Origin of the sequence: Aldersonia kunmingensis (assembly GCF_001646865.1) — a bacterium.
Classification (GTDB): domain Bacteria; phylum Actinomycetota; class Actinomycetes; order Mycobacteriales; family Mycobacteriaceae; genus Aldersonia; species Aldersonia kunmingensis.
This window is the reverse complement of the sequence record NZ_LRRB01000079.1, coordinates 1-17196: the sequence shown is the minus strand read 5'-3', so window position 1 is coordinate 17196 and position 17196 is coordinate 1. Positions and strand designations below refer to the sequence as shown.

Below are 17196 nucleotides of genomic sequence, written 5' to 3'. Positions count from 1 at the left end.
ACCGCGCTGGAAGTCCGTGGGATTCGTCAGACCGCGGGCCGGCTCCTCCACCAGCTCGTGGCGTCCTCGTGTGCCTTGGCCGCGTTCAGCACCCGCACGTCGGCATGCCGAGGCCCGACGATCTGCAATCCGACCGGAAGACCCGCCGTCGTAAAGCCACACGGCACGGTAATCGCGGGCTGCTGGGTGAGGTTGAACGGAAAACTGAACGGCGTCCAGCCGGTCGACCGGCGCGCAGGTGCATCGGGCGGTGTGTTCTGTCCCGCCTCGAACGCCGGCAGCGGCACCGTCGGCGTGACGAGCAGGTCGTAGCGCTCATGGAAGGCGCCCATCCACACGCCGAGGTCCATGCGACGGGCGGTCGCCTCGAGGTAGTCCGCGGCACTGATTTCGCGACCCCGATCGCACGCCTCCGCGAACTCGGGGTCGAGCTCACCACGCTGCTCGTCGTCGAGATGATCGGTGGCCTTCGCCGCGCCGGCGAGCCACAGGCAATGAAACGCTTCGAGCGGATTGTCGAAGCCGGGATCCTCGGCAACTACCTCGGCGCCGAGCCCCGCCAGCACCTCGACCGCCGCTGCCACGAGAGCGGCAACCTCGGCATCCACGGCGGCGTAGCCGAAGTCGGCGCTGAAGGCGATCCGCAGCCCGGTAAGCGGCGTGTCCAACGCGAACCGGAACGGACGAGTCGGAGTGGCCAGCGCGGACCAGTCGCGGGAATCGAATCCGCTGATGACGTCGAGTAACAACGCGGCATCGCGCACGGTCCGCGCCAGCGGTCCGGCATGGAAAAGGGTGCCGAATGCGCCCGGCGGATAGATCGGCACGGTGCCAAAGGTCGGCTTGAATCCGACGAGTCCGCAAAATCCAGCCGGGATGCGAATCGAGCCGCCACCGTCGGTGCCGACCGCGAGCGGGCCCATCCCCGACGCCACCGCCGCCGCGGCTCCGCCGCTCGACCCACCCGGCGTGTGCGCGGGGTTCCACGGATTGCGAGTGATACCACTGAGCGGGCTCTCGGTCACGGCCTTCCAACCGAATTCCGGCGTCGTCGTCTTGCCGATCAGCACGGCGCCCGCCTCACGCAACCGTGCGACCGGTGGCGAGTCGACGTCCCAATCCTGGTCAGGATCAACGGTTTTTGATCCGCGTAGCGTCGGCCAGCCGCTGGCGAGCAGGAGATCCTTGATGGACACGGGCACACCGTCGAGCGGACTGACGGGGCGGCCGGCGCGCCAGCGCCGCTCCGACTCGCGCGCCTGCGCGAGCGCGGCTTCGGCATCGGTGCGGACGAACGCGTTGAGCACCGGATCGACCTTGCCGATACGTTCGAAAACCGACTCGGTCGTCTCGACCGGCGACACGTCGCGGCGGCGGTAGGCGGCGACCAGATCGCTCGCGGTCCAGTCGACAAGGTCACTCGGCAGGTGTTCGGACACGCAGATCCCCTTCGTCGGCGGAATCCGGGTGCGGCACGACCTGCCAACGGCAAGCGGGTCCGATTCCGGCGTAGCGTCCACCGCGTCAAACTACCGACATCGGGCGGAATTCGCCCATGGCGAGCCCCCGATGGTTAGCGTCGTTGTAGTGTGCAGCGCCTGCCTCGTGTCGATGCCGTCCTCGCCACCGACACGCTTCGATCCTTTCCGGAAGGGTGCCCGCCGCAACGCGTTTCGCCGGGGTGTGCCGTCGTGCCCTACCGGATCGAACCGCCGCTGCGGACCTGTCAGCCAGAACGGCCAACGTCGGCCTCGGCTCGGGAGAGATTCGATGGGCAAACTGGTACGAGATGGCATACCGGACCTGATCCGTGCGGATGGGCGAACGCCGGCCACCCGCACACTCAGCTCGCACGCCTTCCTGGCCGCCCTTCTGGACAAGCTTGTCGAGGAGGCGGCCGCGTCGAAGCGCCGCACCCGCGGCGGATTCGACGACCGGATCTGGCTGCACTGACCCCGCAGGGCAGGAGAACCGATGGAACAGTTCGTGCTGTTGTTTGCACTGATGTTCGGCGCGTTGGTGACGGTGCCACTCGGCGAACGGCTCGGGCTGCCCTCGCCGATTCTCGTCACCGTGCTCGGTGTGGTGCTCGCGCTGCTGCCGTTCGTGCCCGACGTCAAGGTGAATCCCGATTACATCCTGCCGCTGGTACTCCCCCCGCTGCTCTATGCCGCGGTGCAGCGAACGTCCTGGCGGCAGTTCGCGTCGAACTGGAAACCAATCTTTTTGCTTGCCGTCGCCTTGGTGTTTGCGACGACCGCAGCGGTGGCGGCGGTGGCGAATGCGCTTGTTCCGGGCCTACCCATCGCCGCCGCGGTGGTTCTCGGCGCTCTGGTCGCGCCGCCGGATCCGGTCGCGGTGAGCGCGGTCGCGGGGTCACTCAGCCTGCCGCGACGCATGGTCTCGATCCTCGAGGGTGAGGGTCTGTTCAACGATGTGACGGCAATCGTGTTGTACAACATCGCAATCGCGGCCGCGGTCAGCGGCCACTACACACGCGGCACCGCCATCCGGGATTTCGCCGTCTCGGCAGTCGTCGCCCTCATCGTCGGCCTCGCCATCGGATGGTTCGGCGCTCGCATGATGCGACTACTAGGCGATGCCACCCTGCGCGTCGGCATGAGCCTGCTGCTCCCATTCGCGAGCTACGCGATCGCCGATCACTACTCGGGCTCCGGCGTCCTCGCGGTGCTGGTGACGGCGTTGTACCTGGCCGAGAGCGGCGCGGACGCCGACGACATCGAGGGCCGGCTGACGGGTGCGGCGTTCTGGCAGGTCATCGACACGCTGGTCACCGGCGTCGCATTCGGGCTTGTCGGGTTGGAGTTGACGAACGTCGTGCGGTCCGAGTCGGGGAATCTCGGCGATGCACTGAGCTGGGGATTGGCGATCACCGGCGTGGTAATAGTCGTTCGCTTCGCATGGTTGATGCCGGCCGCATGGGTCGCGCGGCACACCCCGTGGGACCGGGAGGCTGAGGTACCGGGCTCCGTTCGGGAAACCGTCGTTGTCTGGTGGGCCGGCATGCGCGGCGTGGCTTCCGTAGCGCTGGCACTGGCGATTCCGCTCACTGTCGACGGCGGCGGTCCCTTTCCGCAACGCGACATCATCATCTTCATCGCGTTCACCGTCGTCATGACAACCCTTGTGCTGCAAGGATTGACGCTGCCCTGGCTGATCCGGGTGCTCGGCGTGAGCGCCGACACCGCAGCGGAGCGGGATCTCGAGCACGAACTCGCGCACGCCGCGGCGACCGCGGCACGGAAACGGGTCGAGGAGATCGCGGCCACCGAGGAACTCTCGGACGAGGTGCTCGATCGACTGCTGCGCCGCGCAGTCGATCTCGGGGTGCGGATCAGCCCCGATGTCGCCGACGAGGAACGCAGGGAAGCGATCGCCAAACGTATCGAGCGGCTCAATGCGTTCCGGCGGGTAAACGTCGAGATGATGTCGGCGGCACGCGCCGCCGTGCTCGCCAAGCGGAACCAGCCGGGCGTCGATCCGGAAGTCGTCGACCGCGTCCTGCACCATCTCGACGTGCACAGTCCGCGCTAGCTTGCGGCCGGGGTTTCGACACACCTCGCCCGGGTAATCGCATTGTGCCGTGTTCGTACACATCAGGAGGTTGTCCGGATGTTGATCCGTCGTATTGCTCGCCCGCTGCTCGCTGCGACATTCGTCGTCGGCGGTATCGACGCGCTGCGTAACCCTCAGGGTCGAGCGAGCGCGGCCGAACCACTCGTCCAGAAGGGCGAGGAGAGCCTGCCCAAGGAGGTCACCGACAAGGTGCCGACCGATCCGGTAACGCTCGTGCGCATCAATGGAGCCGTTCAGGTCGGCAGCGGTGTGCTGCTCGCGTTCGGCAAGGCGCCCAGGATTGCGTCGCTCGCGCTCGCCGCGACCGTGCTCCCCACGACCGTGACCGAGCAGGATTTCTGGAACGAGACCCACGCCGCAGCGAAGGCGCGCAAGCGCGCCGAGTTCGTCAAGAACCTGAGCCTGCTCGGCGGCGTGATGATCGCTGCCGTCGACACCGAGGGCAAACCTTCGCTTGGGTGGCGCGGTAGGCGCGCCGCTCGGAAGATGTCGGCTGCACTACCTCTCGGCGCAGCCGGCGCGACCGGGGCTTCCGCGGCCGTCCACCTCGGACACGGTGCACGCGTGGCCGGCGAAAAGGCCCGCGACGCTGCCGAGGTTTTGAGCGAAGTAGCAGCTCAGCGGGGCGGAGAGTTGGCCCATGTGGCCGCAGAGCGCGGCAGCGAACTCGCAGACCTCGCCCGCGAGCACGGACCGGAACTCGCCGAGACGGCTCGGGACCGCGCCTCGGAACTCGCCGAAGTCGCACGCGATCGCGGCCCGAAGCTGGCCGAGGTGGCCCGAGATCGCGCCGCCGACCTGGCCGAACGCGTACGTGATCGGAGCCCGGAACTCGCCGAGACCGCACGCGACCGAGCAACGGAACTGGCGGAACGCCTCCGTGAGCAAGCGCCTGAGCTGGTCGAACGTGTCCGGGACCGCGCTCCCGAACTCAGCAACGGCTCGGTGGACCGCGCAACAGAGCTGGCGACCGAGATCGCGGAACGGACGCGTGCACGCGCCGCGAAGCTGCGCGTCTAACCGATCACTCGGACAGGCCTTTCGTGTGACGCTGAACTGGCACTTCGGCACATCTCCGGAAACAGCACTAGACTCCGTTGAGCCTTTTTCCGAGAGAAATCCGAGGAGTCTTGTTGCCCGGAGACGTCCCTGAGCAGGACGCATCGCGTTCGTCCCGGCAAATCGAGAACGAACAACGCCATGTGACCACGCTCTACGAGCGACTCGACGCCATGCGCGCCTACGCGAACGCGCGGCTGAACAAGGTGCTGCTCGAAACCGGCGGAACGCCGCAGGCACGGTCGGAACGCGAATCGTTCTCGCAGATGTACGCCGAGGATCTCGCGAAGTACGACGCGGCAGAGAACGGGCTGTGCTTCGGCAGAATCGACATCGACGGCGAGGAATCGCGCTACGTCGGCCGCATCGGCATTCTCGACGAGGAAAACGACTTCGAGACCCTGCTACTCGACTGGCGTGCACCGATGGCCCGGCCGTTCTACCTCGCGACCACCGCCGCGCCGGACGGCGTCACCCGACGCAGGCATATCCGCACCAGGAATCGGCGGGTGACGGCGGTCAATGACGAGTACCTCGACCTCGATACCGCGCAAGCCGAGGACGCGATCCTCGCCAGCGGCGGTGTCGGAGCGGAAAGTGCCCTGCTCACAGCCCTGAATGCGGCGCGCACCGGGCACATGAACGACATCGTCGAGACGATCCAGAGCGAGCAGGACTCGATCATCCGCTCCGAGCACAAGAGCGTGTTGGTCGTGCAGGGTGGACCCGGTACGGGCAAGACCGCGGTTGCGCTGCACCGGGCGGCGTACCTGCTGTACACGTACCGACAGCAGCTCGCGAAGGCCGGCGTGCTGATCGTCGGGCCGAACAAGACCTTCCTCGACTACATCGGCCAGGTGCTGCCGTCTCTTGGTGAGACCGGCGTGCTGCTCTCCACCATCGGCGACCTGTACCCCGGTGTGCGCGCCGAACTGACCGACACCCTGCGCGCAGGCGAGATCAAGGGCTCACTACGGATTCTCGAGGTGCTCAAGCACGCCATTCGCGACCTGCAGAAGTTGCCCGAGCAGCCCGTGACGCTGACCTTCGACTCCTACACCGTGACGCTGGACCGCAAGTCCGTCACGCGCGCCCGTGGACGGGCACGATCGTCGCGCCGGCCGCACAACCTGGCCAGGCCGATATTCGTTTCGGCTGTCGTCGAGGCGCTCACCGAGCAGGTCGTCGAGACGCTCGGCGCGAACGTGGTGGGCGGGGCGAACCTGCTCAGCAAGGAAGATATCGCGGACATCCGCGAAGAGCTTCGCCACGACTCCGGAGTGCAGCGCGCGATCGGCGCGTTGTGGCCCGAGCTCACACCGCAACAGGTGCTGATCGGCCTGCTCACCAACCCGGACCGGCTCGCCGTGGCCGCAGCGGGTTTGACCGCCGAGGAGCGCGCCGCACTGCTGCGCGATCCGGGCACCCGCGGATTTTCCCCCGCCGACGCACCGTTGCTCGACGAACTCGCCGAGCTACTCGGCATCGACGACACCGCGGACCGCGAACGGGCCCGGAGGCGCTGGCGGTCGCAGATCGAGGACGCCCAAGGCGCGCTGGATATCCTGACCGGCTCTGCGCCACAGGATCTCGAGGACGAGCTCGATCCCGAGATCCTGATGGCCTACGACCTCATCGACGCCAGTCAACTCGCCGAGCGCCAGGACGTGCGCAGCCAGATGACCACCGCGGAACGCGCGGCTGGTGATCGTAGCTGGACCTACGGGCATGTCATCGTCGATGAGGCACAGGAGCTTTCGGAGATGGCCTGGCGAATGGTCATGCGCCGCATTCCGAATCGCTGGGTCACCGCGGTCGGCGATGTCGCACAGACCGGGGATCCGGCGGGCGCATCCTCGTGGCGCACGGTTCTCGAGCCCTACGTTGCGCAGCGCTGGAAGCTGACCGAACTGACCGTCAATTACCGCACGCCGGCAGAAATCATGGCGGTGGCACACGACGTGCTGCGGGCAATCGATCCGGAGGCCACCGAGCCGCGGTCGGTACGCGAATCCGGTTGGGTGCCATGGTCACTCGCAGTTGCGGCCGAAGAATTGGAGACCGTCGCGAAGCGATGCGTGGCCGGGGAAACCGGCCCGGGCACGGTCGCGATGATCGTGCCGGCCGAACTCGTCGAGATGCTAGAGCACCTCGCCACGGAACGGGTCAAGGTCGCCACCGTCCACGACGTGAAGGGCCTGGAGTTCGACGCGGTCTTCATTGCCGAACCGCACCGGATTCTCGCCGAATCACCCCGCGGCATGAACGATCTCTACGTCGCGCTGACTCGAGCCACGCAGCGCCTCGGGGTGCTGCACTCGGCACCGCTGCCCGAGGTGCTCAACGCACTGGACGAGCGGACCGAAGTTCCCAGCCCCGACGCGCGCATCCTCGGCTGAGGACGAGCACACCCGCGGCGGCCGGAATACCTCCGGCCGCCGCAGATCTGCCTAAACCGTGTGAACGATAAGGACGTCGACCCTCGCCTTGCGCGCGGCATCCGACGGCACCGAGCCGAGTAGACGTCCCGCAAGCGAGTTCAAGCCCTTGTTGCCGATGACGAGCAGGTCGCCGTCAACCTCGGCGAGCAGCGCGAGCAGCGAATCGACGGGCGCACCCACGATCGACCGCTCGACAATGTTCGCCGCGCCGGCTGCTTTCGCCTTCTCGCGTGCGCTCCGCAGGATTTCGTCGGTCGGCGCCGAGCCGTGCACCTGGTAGGCGTCGCCCTTCAGCACATCGGAAGCGGAGCCGAGATCCTTCTCGTCGGTCGGGTAGTAGGCGCACGCGATGACAAGTTGCGCCGACTCGTCCTGCGCCAACGAGGCCGCCTTTTCAACGGCTCGGTAGGACGATTCGGATCCATCGGTTCCAACGACAATGGTCCGGTACGCGCTCATTACGATCCCTCCCACACGTTCGACGGTCGACGCCACGCGGCGCTGACCGGAGACCGGAACCCGAGAGGATTCCGGTCGGAAACTCGCTGTCGGTCTTGCTGCACCCTAGCGGTCCGTGCGGCCGCCGAGACAGATTTGGGATGCAATGCATATTGCGCCGGTCCGGGCGAGCAGATCACGTCGACGCACCCACCCGGACCGTGGCGAACCATTCGGCTGCCCGGTCGCGTTTTCGCTGGTCTCAGCGATCCGCGATCAACTCGTCGCGAAGCTTCCCCTTGACCAGCTTTCCCGTCGGCGTGCGCGGAAGCTGCTCGGCAAAGTGGAACTCCCGCGGCACCTTGTAGTGCGCGATCCGCTCGCGGGCGTAGCCACGCAGTTCCTCGGCCAGTTCGGGGCCGGACTCGACGCCCGGGCCGACCTGCACGACCGCAACGACGCGCTCGCCCATGTCCTCGTCCGGCAGGCCGAGCACCGCGATGTCGAGCACCTTCGGGTGCAGGCTGAACAGGTCCTCGACCTCCTGCGGGTAGATGTTCACCCCGCCGGAGATGATCATGAATGCCTTGCGATCGGTGAGGTAGAGGTAGCCCTCTTCGTCCACGTAACCGAGATCGCCCACGGTAGTCCAGTTTTCGTGCTCCGGATGACGCGTGGACGCAGACTTCGCCGGGTCGTTGTGGTATTCGAAACCCTTGTCTTCGCGCTCGAAGTAGATCGTGCCGATCTCGCCTGCCGGCAGCAGGTTGCCGTCCTCGTCACAGACCTTGATCACGCCGAGCAGTGCGGTGCCGACGCTGCCCGGGTGGGTGAGCCAGCGCTCGGCATCGATGAAGGTGGCGCCGTTCGCCTCGGTGCTCGCGTAGTACTCGTGCACGATCGGCCCGAACCAGTCGATCATCCGCTGCTTGACCTCGACCGGACACGGCGCCGCGGCGTGCACGACGCACCGAAGCGACGACACGTCGTACTTGTCACGCTGCTCGTCCGGCAGCTTGAGCATGCGGATGAACATGGTCGGCACCATCTGGGTGTGCGTGACGCCGTACTTGGCGATCGCCGCGAGCGCAGCCTCGGCATCGAAGTGCTCCATCATCACCAGCGTGCCGCCGAGCGCGTGTACGACGCCGCCGAAGCGCAGGGGCGCAGCGTGATACACCGGCGCGGGCGAGAGGTAGACGGTGTCGGTATCGAAGCCGTAGAGGCCGCCGAAGATCATCACGTACGGGTAGCCGGGCTCGTCGACGGCGAACTCGGGCAGCGGCAGCTTGATGCCCTTGGGGCGCCCGGTCGTACCCGAGGAGTACAGCAGGTCCTCACCATGCGGCTGCTCGGGCAGCGGCTCTGCAGACGCGCCGGCAAGTGCCGCTTCGTAGTCGCCGTACCCTGCGACCTCACCGCCGAAGGCGAGCCGGATCGAGGCGTCGATGTCGGTCATTCCTTCGACGAGTTCACGCTTCTCGCCGGAGACGATCAGAGCCTTGGCGCCGCAGTCGGAGACGATGTAGGCCGCCTCGGCCGGAGCGAGGTTGTGGTTGACCGCCGTGATGTAGAGACCGGAACGCAGTGCGGTCCAGTACACCTCGTAGGTTTCGAGGCGGTTGTTCGACAGCAGTGCGACCACGTCGCCCTTGCGCAAACCCTGGTCATGCAGATACCGCGAGAGGCGGATGCTCCGCTCGTCGAGTTCGGCATAGGTCAGAGTGGCGCCCGAACCGGCCATGACCATCGCCGGTTTGTTAGGAGTCTTCGCCGCCCAAGTCCCTGGATACACGTGGGATACCTCTCACTCAACGATGGATGTCAGCTATTTCTACCGGCGCAGCGCGATCAATTGCAAGGACGTCCGACTATCGCAAGGCCATCCATGATATTGATTCACTTGACTCCGGCGGCGTCCATCCCACGCAATTCTTTCTTGAGGTCGGCGATCTCGTCGCGCAATCGCCCGGCGAGCTCGAATTGGAGATCGCGTGCCGCGTTCATCATCTGGTCGGTGAGTTCCTTGACCAGGTCCGCGAGTTCCGCCCGTGGCATCGACTTCACGTCCCGGCCCTCGTACACCCCGGCGCTGACCGCCTTGCCGGGCTCGCCCTGGGCCCGGCGGCCGCGACTCGCGTTGCGACCCGAGCCGCCCACAGCGACGTCCTCGGCCTCCCGATAGACCTGGTCGAGAATGTCGGCGATCTTCTTGCGCAACGGTTTCGGGTCGATACCGTTTGCCTTGTTGTAGGCGACCTGCTTCTCGCGCCTGCGCTCGGTCTCGTCGATGGCGTGCCGCATCGAGTCGGTCATCTTGTCCGCGTACATGTGGACCTCGCCGGACACGTTTCGCGCCGCGCGGCCAATGGTCTGGATCAGGCTCGTGCTGCTGCGCAGGAAGCCTTCCTTATCGGCGTCGAGAATCGCGACGAGCGAGACCTCCGGAAGGTCGAGACCCTCACGCAAGAGGTTGATGCCGACGAGCACGTCGTACTCGCCGAGGCGCAGCTGACGCAGCAGCTCGACCCGGCGCAGGGTGTCGATCTCGGAGTGCAGATACCGCACCCGGATGCCGAGTCCGAGAAGGTAGTCGGTGAGGTCTTCGGCCATCTTCTTGGTCAGCGTGGTGACGAGCACCCGCTCGTCGCGTTCCGCGCGTTCCCGAATCTCGTGTACGAGATCGTCGATCTGTCCCTTGGTGGGCTTTACGACAACCTGCGGATCGACCAGGCCGGTCGGCCGGATCACCTGCTCGACGAACTCGCCGCCGGCCTGCCCGAGTTCGTACGGCCCCGGCGTGGCCGACAGGTACACCGTCTGGCCGATCCGGTCCGCGAACTCCTCCCACGTGAGTGGGCGGTTGTCGACGGCGCTCGGCAGCCGGAACCCGTACTCGACCAGGTTCCGCTTGCGCGACATATCGCCCTCGTACATACCGCCGATCTGCGGCACCGTCACATGCGACTCATCGATCACGAGCAGAAAGTCGTCTGGGAAGTAGTCGATCAGCGTGGCCGGCGCGGACCCGGCTTCGCGGCCGTCGATATGACGCGAGTAGTTCTCGATGCCCGAACAGAATCCGACCTGGCGGATCATCTCGAGGTCGTACTGGGTCCGCATCCGGAGGCGCTGCGCCTCGAGGAGCTTGCCCTGGTTCTCCAGGTCGGACAGCCGCTGCTCGAGTTCGGCCTCGATATCGCGTACCGCGCGTTCCATTCGCTCCGGACCCGCGACGTAGTGCGTGGCCGGGAAGATGCGCAGTGCGTCGACCTGGCGCACGACTTCACCGGTGAGCGGGTGCAGGTAGTACAGCGCCTCGATCTCGTCGCCGAAGAACTCGATCCGTACCGCGAGCTCCTCGTAAGAGGGGATGATCTCGACGGTGTCGCCGCGCACGCGGAACGATCCCCGGGTGAACGAGAGGTCGTTGCGGGTGTACTGCACGTCGACGAGCAGCCGCAGGAGTGCGTCCCGATCGACGTCGACGCCGACTTCGAGCTGCACCGAGCGATCAAGGTACGACTGCGGCGTGCCGAGGCCGTAGATGCAGGAAACCGACGCGACCACCACGACGTCTCGACGCGACAGCAGGTTCGACGTCGCGGCGTGCCGGAGTCGCTCGACGTCATCGTTGATCGAGCTGTCCTTCTCGATATACGTATCGGTCTGCGCGATGTACGCCTCTGGTTGGTAGTAGTCGTAATACGAGACGAAGTACTCGACCGAGTTGTTGGGCAACATCTCCCGCAACTCGTTGGCCAACTGGGCAGCAAGCGTCTTGTTCGGTGCCATCACCAGGGTGGGCCGCTGAACGCGCTCGATCAGCCAGGCAGTCGTCGCAGACTTACCGGTACCGGTCGCACCGAGCAGGACGATGTCCTTCTCCCCCGCTTCGAGACGCCGCTGCAGAGCATTGATCGCCTCGGGCTGGTCGCCGGCCGGCTGATGCTCGCTGACCACCTCGAATCGAGCCTCGGAGCGCTCGATTTCGCCCACCGGCCGGAACTCGGAGTGAGCGCGAGGGGCATCCGGCGGGTACTCGGTCGCAAAGGCCATGGCACCAGGGTAGGACGACTCACCGACACCGTCCGGACGTCCGGCTGCGCCCGGTCCCAGCTGTACCTTGTCTCGCATGGCGCCCGCCGAGAACCCGGTCCACCGGCCCAAGGTCGAAGTCTTCGATCTGGCCGCGATGACCAACACCGATCCGAAGGGCTTTGTGCGCCGGGTCGACGAGTACCGAGTCGAGCCGTGGGGTCTCTACATGGCGCGCAGCTCCGACCACGCCAAGTTCCATTACCTCGAATCGTGGCTGCTGCCCGACTTGGGATTGCGTGCCTCGATCTTCCACTTCGTCGCGGAGCACGCCCGCGACCAGGACCACTACCTCGACGTGGGGATCTTCCGGTCCGGTGAGACACAGTGGACGTCGGTGGATCACTACCTCGACATCGTGATTCGCACCGGACGCGATGCCGAGCTGATCGATGTCGACGAACTCTTCGATGCCCGCGCGGCAGGTCTCCTGACCACAGCTGAATCGACGCTGGCCGTCGACAATGCGGTGCGCGCGCTCGACGGACTGGCGCGAAACCGGTACGACCTCGGTGCGTGGCTGGCCTCGGTTGGAATGCCGATCAGCTGGCGCTGATGTCCCACCCGGTGCGCTGTGCCCAGTCCTCGCTGCGGGTGTAGGCGCCGTCGAACCACGGCGCGAGCGCCTGATCGTAGGCCACCTCGGCGTCCGCGCGAGCGCGATGCTTCGCTGCCTGGAAAATTGCACGCTCGTCGGGGTTGGCGCGCAGCCAGTCGCGCAGCAGCAATGCGAAGCGCTGTCCGGGCCAACCATCCACCCGCAGGTGAATCCGGGCCGGCCGCCCGGGATCGGCGCTGCCGTGCACCCGCTCGACCCAGAGCGCCGGATCGGCCTCGCCACCAACGCCGTACGCCGGTTTCGGCGCCTCGGACGTCACCGACTCGACCCCCGGGAAACCGGCCTCGGCCAACGGTTCGGCGAGCGCGTCGGCGGTCTGCAGGTCCTTGACGCTGATCAGGATGTCGAGCGAATCGCGCGAACTGATACCCGGAACCGAGGTCGAGCCGACGTGGTCGACCCGGATCGCGAAGTCACCACATGTGAGACGCAGCCGCTCGATCATCCGCGCGGCCTGCCCCGCCCACTCGGGATCGTGCGGCACCAACACGTTGCGGATCGGCGCGGTACGGCGTTCACGCACATTGCGTTCGAACGGTGCGAGGCGGTCCTCCCACAGCTTCGCCACCTCGGCCTCGACCGCTTCCTGCGGACCGCTATTGTCCAGCCACACGTCGGCCGCAGCACGCCGCTGCTCATCCGTGGCCTGCGCTGCGATCCGGGCGCGCGCGTCGTCCTCGGCAATGTTGCGGTAGGCGACGAGTCGGCGAACCCGCTCCTCGACGTCCACACCGACCACGATGACCAGCTTGAACACCGGGCCCATGCCGTTCTCGACGAGCAGCGGAATGTCCTGTACCAGAACGGAATCCGCTGGCGCCTGTTCGATCAGCTCCATCACGCGCGTACCGACCAGCGGATGGGTGATCGAATTGAGCGTCTTGCGCGCCTCATCGTCGGCGAAGGCCTTGTTCGCCAGTGCCTGCCGGTCGAGGCTGCCATCGGTCTGCAGGATGTCTTCACCGAAAGCCTCGACGAGGGCCGCGAGCCCGGGCGTGCCCGGCTCCACGACCTCGCGCGCAATCCGGTCGGCATCCACGATGACCGCGCCGCGCTCGGCGAGCGCTGCAGCAACCGTCGATTTCCCGGCGCCCATGCCTCCTGTGAGGCCGATTCTCAACACCGGGCCAGTCTCGCACCCCAACACGCCGAATAGCGCGCAGGTGCCAAATCCGCTCAACTGACCGGCGAGTCGGTTACGTTCTAGGCGTCCACGATCGAGCTAAGGAACTCGGATGCGAAGCACAACTCGGCGCAACGCCCGCCATATCGGCCGACACCGAGTCGACGTGCCCGGCACTGTGCACTGCCTCCAGTTTCCCGCCGTCGCTGCCGCACTAGCGGTCCACCACCGCAACTGGTTCACCGCGCTGGTGCGACCCGCCCGACACAGCCTCGCGGCCTTCCGCAAGCGCTACGTGTCGTCGACCTCGCCGCACTGGATTCCGGCTCCGGCCACTTCCTGAACTTCCGCGCACTCGATCAGCCGCTGACACCGGTTAGTTCGATCGTCGTGTGTGGCATGTCTTTCTTCGTGCGCTGCTCACCCGTGCCGAGATCGACAGCCGTCAGCGTCCGTGCCACGGGATCCGCAACGTATGCAACACCGTCCTGAACGTGGACGTTCGGCATCGGTGACTGCCATTCGTCGGGTTCGGTCCAGGCATCGATCACCGGGTGTCGAGCGATCTGATTGCCGCCGATCGGATCGTAGACATACAGGGCACCATCGGTCCCGAGAATCACCGCTTCGCCGCGGGGTCCACGTTCGAGTGAACGAAAGCTGTAACTCGCCGGGAACGGAATAATCCGCACTGTCCCCGTGCTGGTGTCCGTCAGGCTGAACCGGTTGGGCCGTTCGAGTTCGGCCTCCGCATCGGTCTTGTAGTCCCCCAGGACAATCGGCGAGTCGTCGTGGCCGGCCTGATTGCCGATCCGGCCGTAAGAGTCGGGACTGGCAATCTTGCGAATGTCGTTGCCACGCACGACAAGTATTCCGTCCTCGCAGCCGAACGTGAGCGCCCCGCCAACCGCGGCAGCCTCGCCGTGGACACCCGGGCAGGCCGTCGTGCTCGCGATCTCGGTCTGGTTGGCGTCGAGGATCGCGATGCCGTTTCGTGTCTGCTCGTCGCCGACCGAAACGACGACGGTGCCGTCCGCGCGGTACACCGCGACACCGTGATGTGGTTGGGGCACGGTGAAACTCGCCGCGTTCGTGTCACCACGCGCCAGATCGGCAGGTTTCACGACATCGACTTGGCCGGTGCCGTCGCTGAACAGCGTGATCCTCTCGTCGTGCGGCACCACATGGCCCGGTTCGCTTCCGCCGAACCGCGTGTCGGTGAGCTGCGGAGTCGCTGTGTAGTAGTGCCCGTGGTCGCCGTGTCCCCTGGTCCAAGTACCCAAGTCCAGCACCCGGAAGCCGCTCGACTCGGAGACGAAGACGTGCCTGCCATCGTCTGCCGAGTTGAGCCGGATGAACCCGTCGACGGGAATGTCGGCCACCGGTTCGAGCGATGCCGCATCGACGACGAGCACGCCCCCGTCGTAGCTGAGCGCGAGTCGCGGCGTAGCGGCGCCCTGCTCGACCGGCGCCGCCGCCGTCGTGGTCGCGGGAGTCGGCTCGGACGCATCGGTGGAGCCGCACGCGGTCAGCGCGATTGGCAACGCTACGAAAAGGATCGGGAACCTGCCAGGAAGTCGCATACCTCCGATCCAACACGATAATGAAAATCATTGTCAAAACGAAGCGATGACGATTCGCTCCGCAGATGCAGAAACTCCCCGGTTCCGATGGAACCGGGGAGTTTCTGTCAGTGCCCTGGGGGCTGCGAATCAGGCGTTGCCCGACAGCTTCTCGCGAAGCGCGGCAAGCTGGGCATCGCTGGCCAAGGAGCCACCGGCCGACTCGGACGTACGGCTCGGGCCTGCGCCCTCGCCGTCGCCGCCACCCGAGGAGTAGTTCGCCGCGGCGGTCGCCTCGGCGGCCTCGTCGGCGGCCATCTTCTCCATCTGAGCGGTGTGCATCTTGTGACGACGCTCCGCCTCGGCGTAGCGCGACTCCCACTCGTCACGCTGCTTCTCGAAGCCCTCGAGCCATTCGTTGGTCTCGGGATCGAAGCCCTCGGGGAAGATGTAGTTCCCCTGGTCGTCGTAGCTGTCGGCCATGCCGTACTTCGACGGGTCGAACTCGGCGTGGTAGTCCTCGTTGGCCTGCTTGAGGCTCAGCGAGATGCGGCGACGCTCGAGGTCGATGTCGATGACCTTGACCATCGCGTCGTCGCCAACGGCCACAACCTGGTCCGGCACCTCGACGTGGCGCTCGGCCAGCTCGGAGATGTGCACCAGGCCCTCGATGCCCTCCTCGACGCGAACGAACGCGCCGAACGGAACCAGCTTGGTGACCTTGCCCGGCACGATCTGACCGATCGCGTGGGTGCGGGCGAACTGACGCCACGGGTCTTCCTGGGTCGCCTTCAGCGACAGCGACACGCGCTCGCGGTCCATGTCGACATCGAGGACCTCGACGGTGACCTCGTCGCCAACCTGAACGACCTCGCTCGGGTGGTCGATGTGCTTCCAGGAGAGCTCGGAAACGTGCACCAGACCGTCGACGCCGCCGAGATCGACGAACGCACCGAAGTTGACGATCGAGGACACGACGCCCTTGCGGACCTGGCCCTTCTGCAGCTGGTGCAGGAACTCGCTGCGGACCTCGGACTGGGTCTGCTCGAGCCACGCGCGACGCGACAGAACCACGTTGTTGCGGTTCTTGTCGAGCTCGATGATCTTGGCCTCGATCTCCTTGCCGACGTACGGCTGCAGATCGCGGACACGGCGCATCTCAACGAGGGAAGCCGGCAGGAAGCCGCGCAGGCCGATGTCGAGGATCAGGCCGCCCTTGACGACCTCGATGACGGTGCCCTTGACGGCCTCGTCCTTTTCCTTGAGCTCCTCGATGGTGCCCCAAGCGCGCTCGTACTGAGCACGCTTCTTCGACAGGATCAGGCGGCCTTCCTTGTCCTCCTTGGTGAGGACCAGGGCTTCGACCTCATCGCCCACGGAAACGACCTCGTTGGGGTCGACGTCGTGCTTGATGGAGAGTTCCCGAGACGGGATGACACCTTCGGTCTTGTAACCGATGTCGAGCAGAACCTCGTCGCGGTCGACCTTGACGATGGTTCCTTCCACGATGTCGCCATCGTTGAAGTACTTGATGGTCTTATCGATGGCGGCGAGGAAGTCCTCGGCGGAGCCAATGTCGTTGATGGCTACCTGCGGCGAGGTGACTGTAGAAGAGGGCATGTGTTGAGTTGCTCCGGACAAGTTGTAGGTCGGTAGGTGGACGTTCGGTCGGACATAGCACGCACGCCGTTAACCTGCGTCAACGGCATCCGTACGGGTGTTGCACGGTGACCCCCGCGGAACCGGGTGGCTCCGACGGACGATTCGACGCGGCCCGAGGATGCGGGCAGCGCAAAATACACCGCCAAATCAGGGTACGTGAACCCCATCGAGCTGGGCAAACCGACACCGCACCGCTGCAGAAACATCGGTGCGGTAAGCGGCCGAGGCCGCCGCACTACTGTATGCCGCATGTCCGAGGATCGACCGACAACCACTGCGGCGAGCCGCGAAAATAACACCGAGGCGCGTGTCGCAGACGAAGCCGAGGCAGGCTCCGAAGGCGGGATTCACCCGAGCCTCGCGACCGGAACCGAGGCGAGCCTCGGCACCGTATCGGTAGGCCGCACCCGGGTCGACTCGCTCGCCAGCGCACGCGCAAACCGGCTCTGGTGGGACGCCGACGCGGACGAATACCACCGCGAGCACGCCGCGTTCCTCGGTGTCGACTCGGAACATGGCGAGTTCATCTGGTGCCCGGAGGCTTTGCACGAAGGTGACGTGCAGCTGCTCGGCGAGGTCGCCGGCAAACGCATTCTC

The 17196-nt window shown here is 66.1% G+C and carries 13 protein-coding genes and 1 pseudogene; 7 read left to right on the top strand and 7 right to left on the bottom strand.

The annotated features are described in order from the left end of the window. Window positions 1-26: 26 nt before the first annotated feature. Window positions 27-1439: an amidase gene (locus tag A8G08_RS05665; RefSeq protein WP_245672678.1), complete on the bottom strand. Its 1413-nt coding sequence runs from the start codon at window positions 1437-1439 to the stop codon at window positions 27-29. Between the two features lie 331 nt (window positions 1440-1770). Between A8G08_RS05665 and A8G08_RS05660 the strand changes: the two genes are divergently transcribed. The 4 genes from A8G08_RS05660 to A8G08_RS05645 all read left to right on the top strand — a co-directional run bounded on the left by A8G08_RS05660 (window position 1771) and on the right by A8G08_RS05645 (window position 7055). Further along, window positions 1771-1953, top strand: a complete 183-nt coding sequence (locus A8G08_RS05660; protein WP_068271309.1) for a nucleoside triphosphate pyrophosphohydrolase — start codon at window positions 1771-1773, stop codon at window positions 1951-1953. Window positions 1954-1974: 21 nt separating this feature from the next. Further along, complete coding sequence (locus A8G08_RS05655) at window positions 1975-3555, top strand: Na+/H+ antiporter (RefSeq protein ID WP_068271306.1); 1581 nt, start codon at window positions 1975-1977, stop codon at window positions 3553-3555. A gap of 78 nt (window positions 3556-3633) precedes the next feature. Then, complete coding sequence (locus A8G08_RS05650) at window positions 3634-4617, top strand: DoxX family protein (RefSeq protein WP_068271303.1); 984 nt, start codon at window positions 3634-3636, stop codon at window positions 4615-4617. 113 nt (window positions 4618-4730) lie between these two features. Beyond that, window positions 4731-7055, top strand: a complete 2325-nt coding sequence (locus tag A8G08_RS05645) for a HelD family protein (protein ID WP_068271393.1) — start codon at window positions 4731-4733, stop codon at window positions 7053-7055. Window positions 7056-7106: 51 nt separating this feature from the next. On the opposite strand, the gene A8G08_RS05640 is transcribed toward A8G08_RS05645, so the two are convergent. The 3 genes from A8G08_RS05640 to uvrB form a co-directional block, all read right to left on the bottom strand. Then, complete coding sequence (locus tag A8G08_RS05640) at window positions 7107-7556, bottom strand: universal stress protein (RefSeq protein ID WP_068271300.1); 450 nt, start codon at window positions 7554-7556, stop codon at window positions 7107-7109. A 241-nt stretch (window positions 7557-7797) separates the two neighbouring features. After that, window positions 7798-9330, bottom strand: coding sequence for an acyl-CoA synthetase (locus A8G08_RS05635; protein ID WP_068271299.1), 1533 nt, complete (start codon window positions 9328-9330; stop codon window positions 7798-7800). Between the two features lie 104 nt (window positions 9331-9434). After that, window positions 9435-11594 (bottom strand): excinuclease ABC subunit UvrB, encoded by a 2160-nt coding sequence (uvrB, locus tag A8G08_RS05630; RefSeq protein ID WP_068271390.1) that lies wholly within the window; start codon window positions 11592-11594, stop codon window positions 9435-9437. 76 nt (window positions 11595-11670) lie between these two features. Here uvrB and A8G08_RS05625 point away from each other — a divergent pair, with 76 nt between their 5' ends. Then, window positions 11671-12189, top strand: a complete 519-nt coding sequence (locus A8G08_RS05625) for a ribonuclease FAU-1 family protein (RefSeq protein WP_068271298.1) — start codon at window positions 11671-11673, stop codon at window positions 12187-12189. Here the strand turns inward: A8G08_RS05625 and coaE are convergent. Then, window positions 12176-13375 (bottom strand): dephospho-CoA kinase, encoded by a 1200-nt coding sequence (gene coaE, locus A8G08_RS05620; RefSeq protein WP_068271294.1) that lies wholly within the window; start codon window positions 13373-13375, stop codon window positions 12176-12178. The genes A8G08_RS05625 and coaE overlap by 14 nt on opposite strands. Window positions 13376-13487: 112 nt before the next feature. Here coaE and A8G08_RS05615 point away from each other — a divergent pair, with 112 nt between their 5' ends. Next, window positions 13488-13718, top strand: coding sequence for a hypothetical protein (locus A8G08_RS05615; RefSeq protein WP_068271291.1), 231 nt, complete (start codon window positions 13488-13490; stop codon window positions 13716-13718). Between the two features lie 16 nt (window positions 13719-13734). On the opposite strand, the gene aztD is transcribed toward A8G08_RS05615, so the two are convergent. Beyond that, a complete protein-coding gene (aztD, locus tag A8G08_RS05610; RefSeq protein WP_068271288.1) occupies window positions 13735-14958 on the bottom strand; it encodes a zinc metallochaperone AztD in 1224 nt (407 codons plus the stop codon). Window positions 14959-15087: 129 nt separating this feature from the next. Beyond that, window positions 15088-16557, bottom strand: coding sequence for a 30S ribosomal protein S1 (gene rpsA / locus A8G08_RS05605; protein ID WP_068271287.1), 1470 nt, complete (start codon window positions 16555-16557; stop codon window positions 15088-15090). Window positions 16558-16848: 291 nt separating this feature from the next. Between rpsA and A8G08_RS05600 the strand changes: the two are divergent. After that, window positions 16849-17196, top strand: a pseudogene (locus tag A8G08_RS05600) (hypothetical protein); the annotation flags it as partial.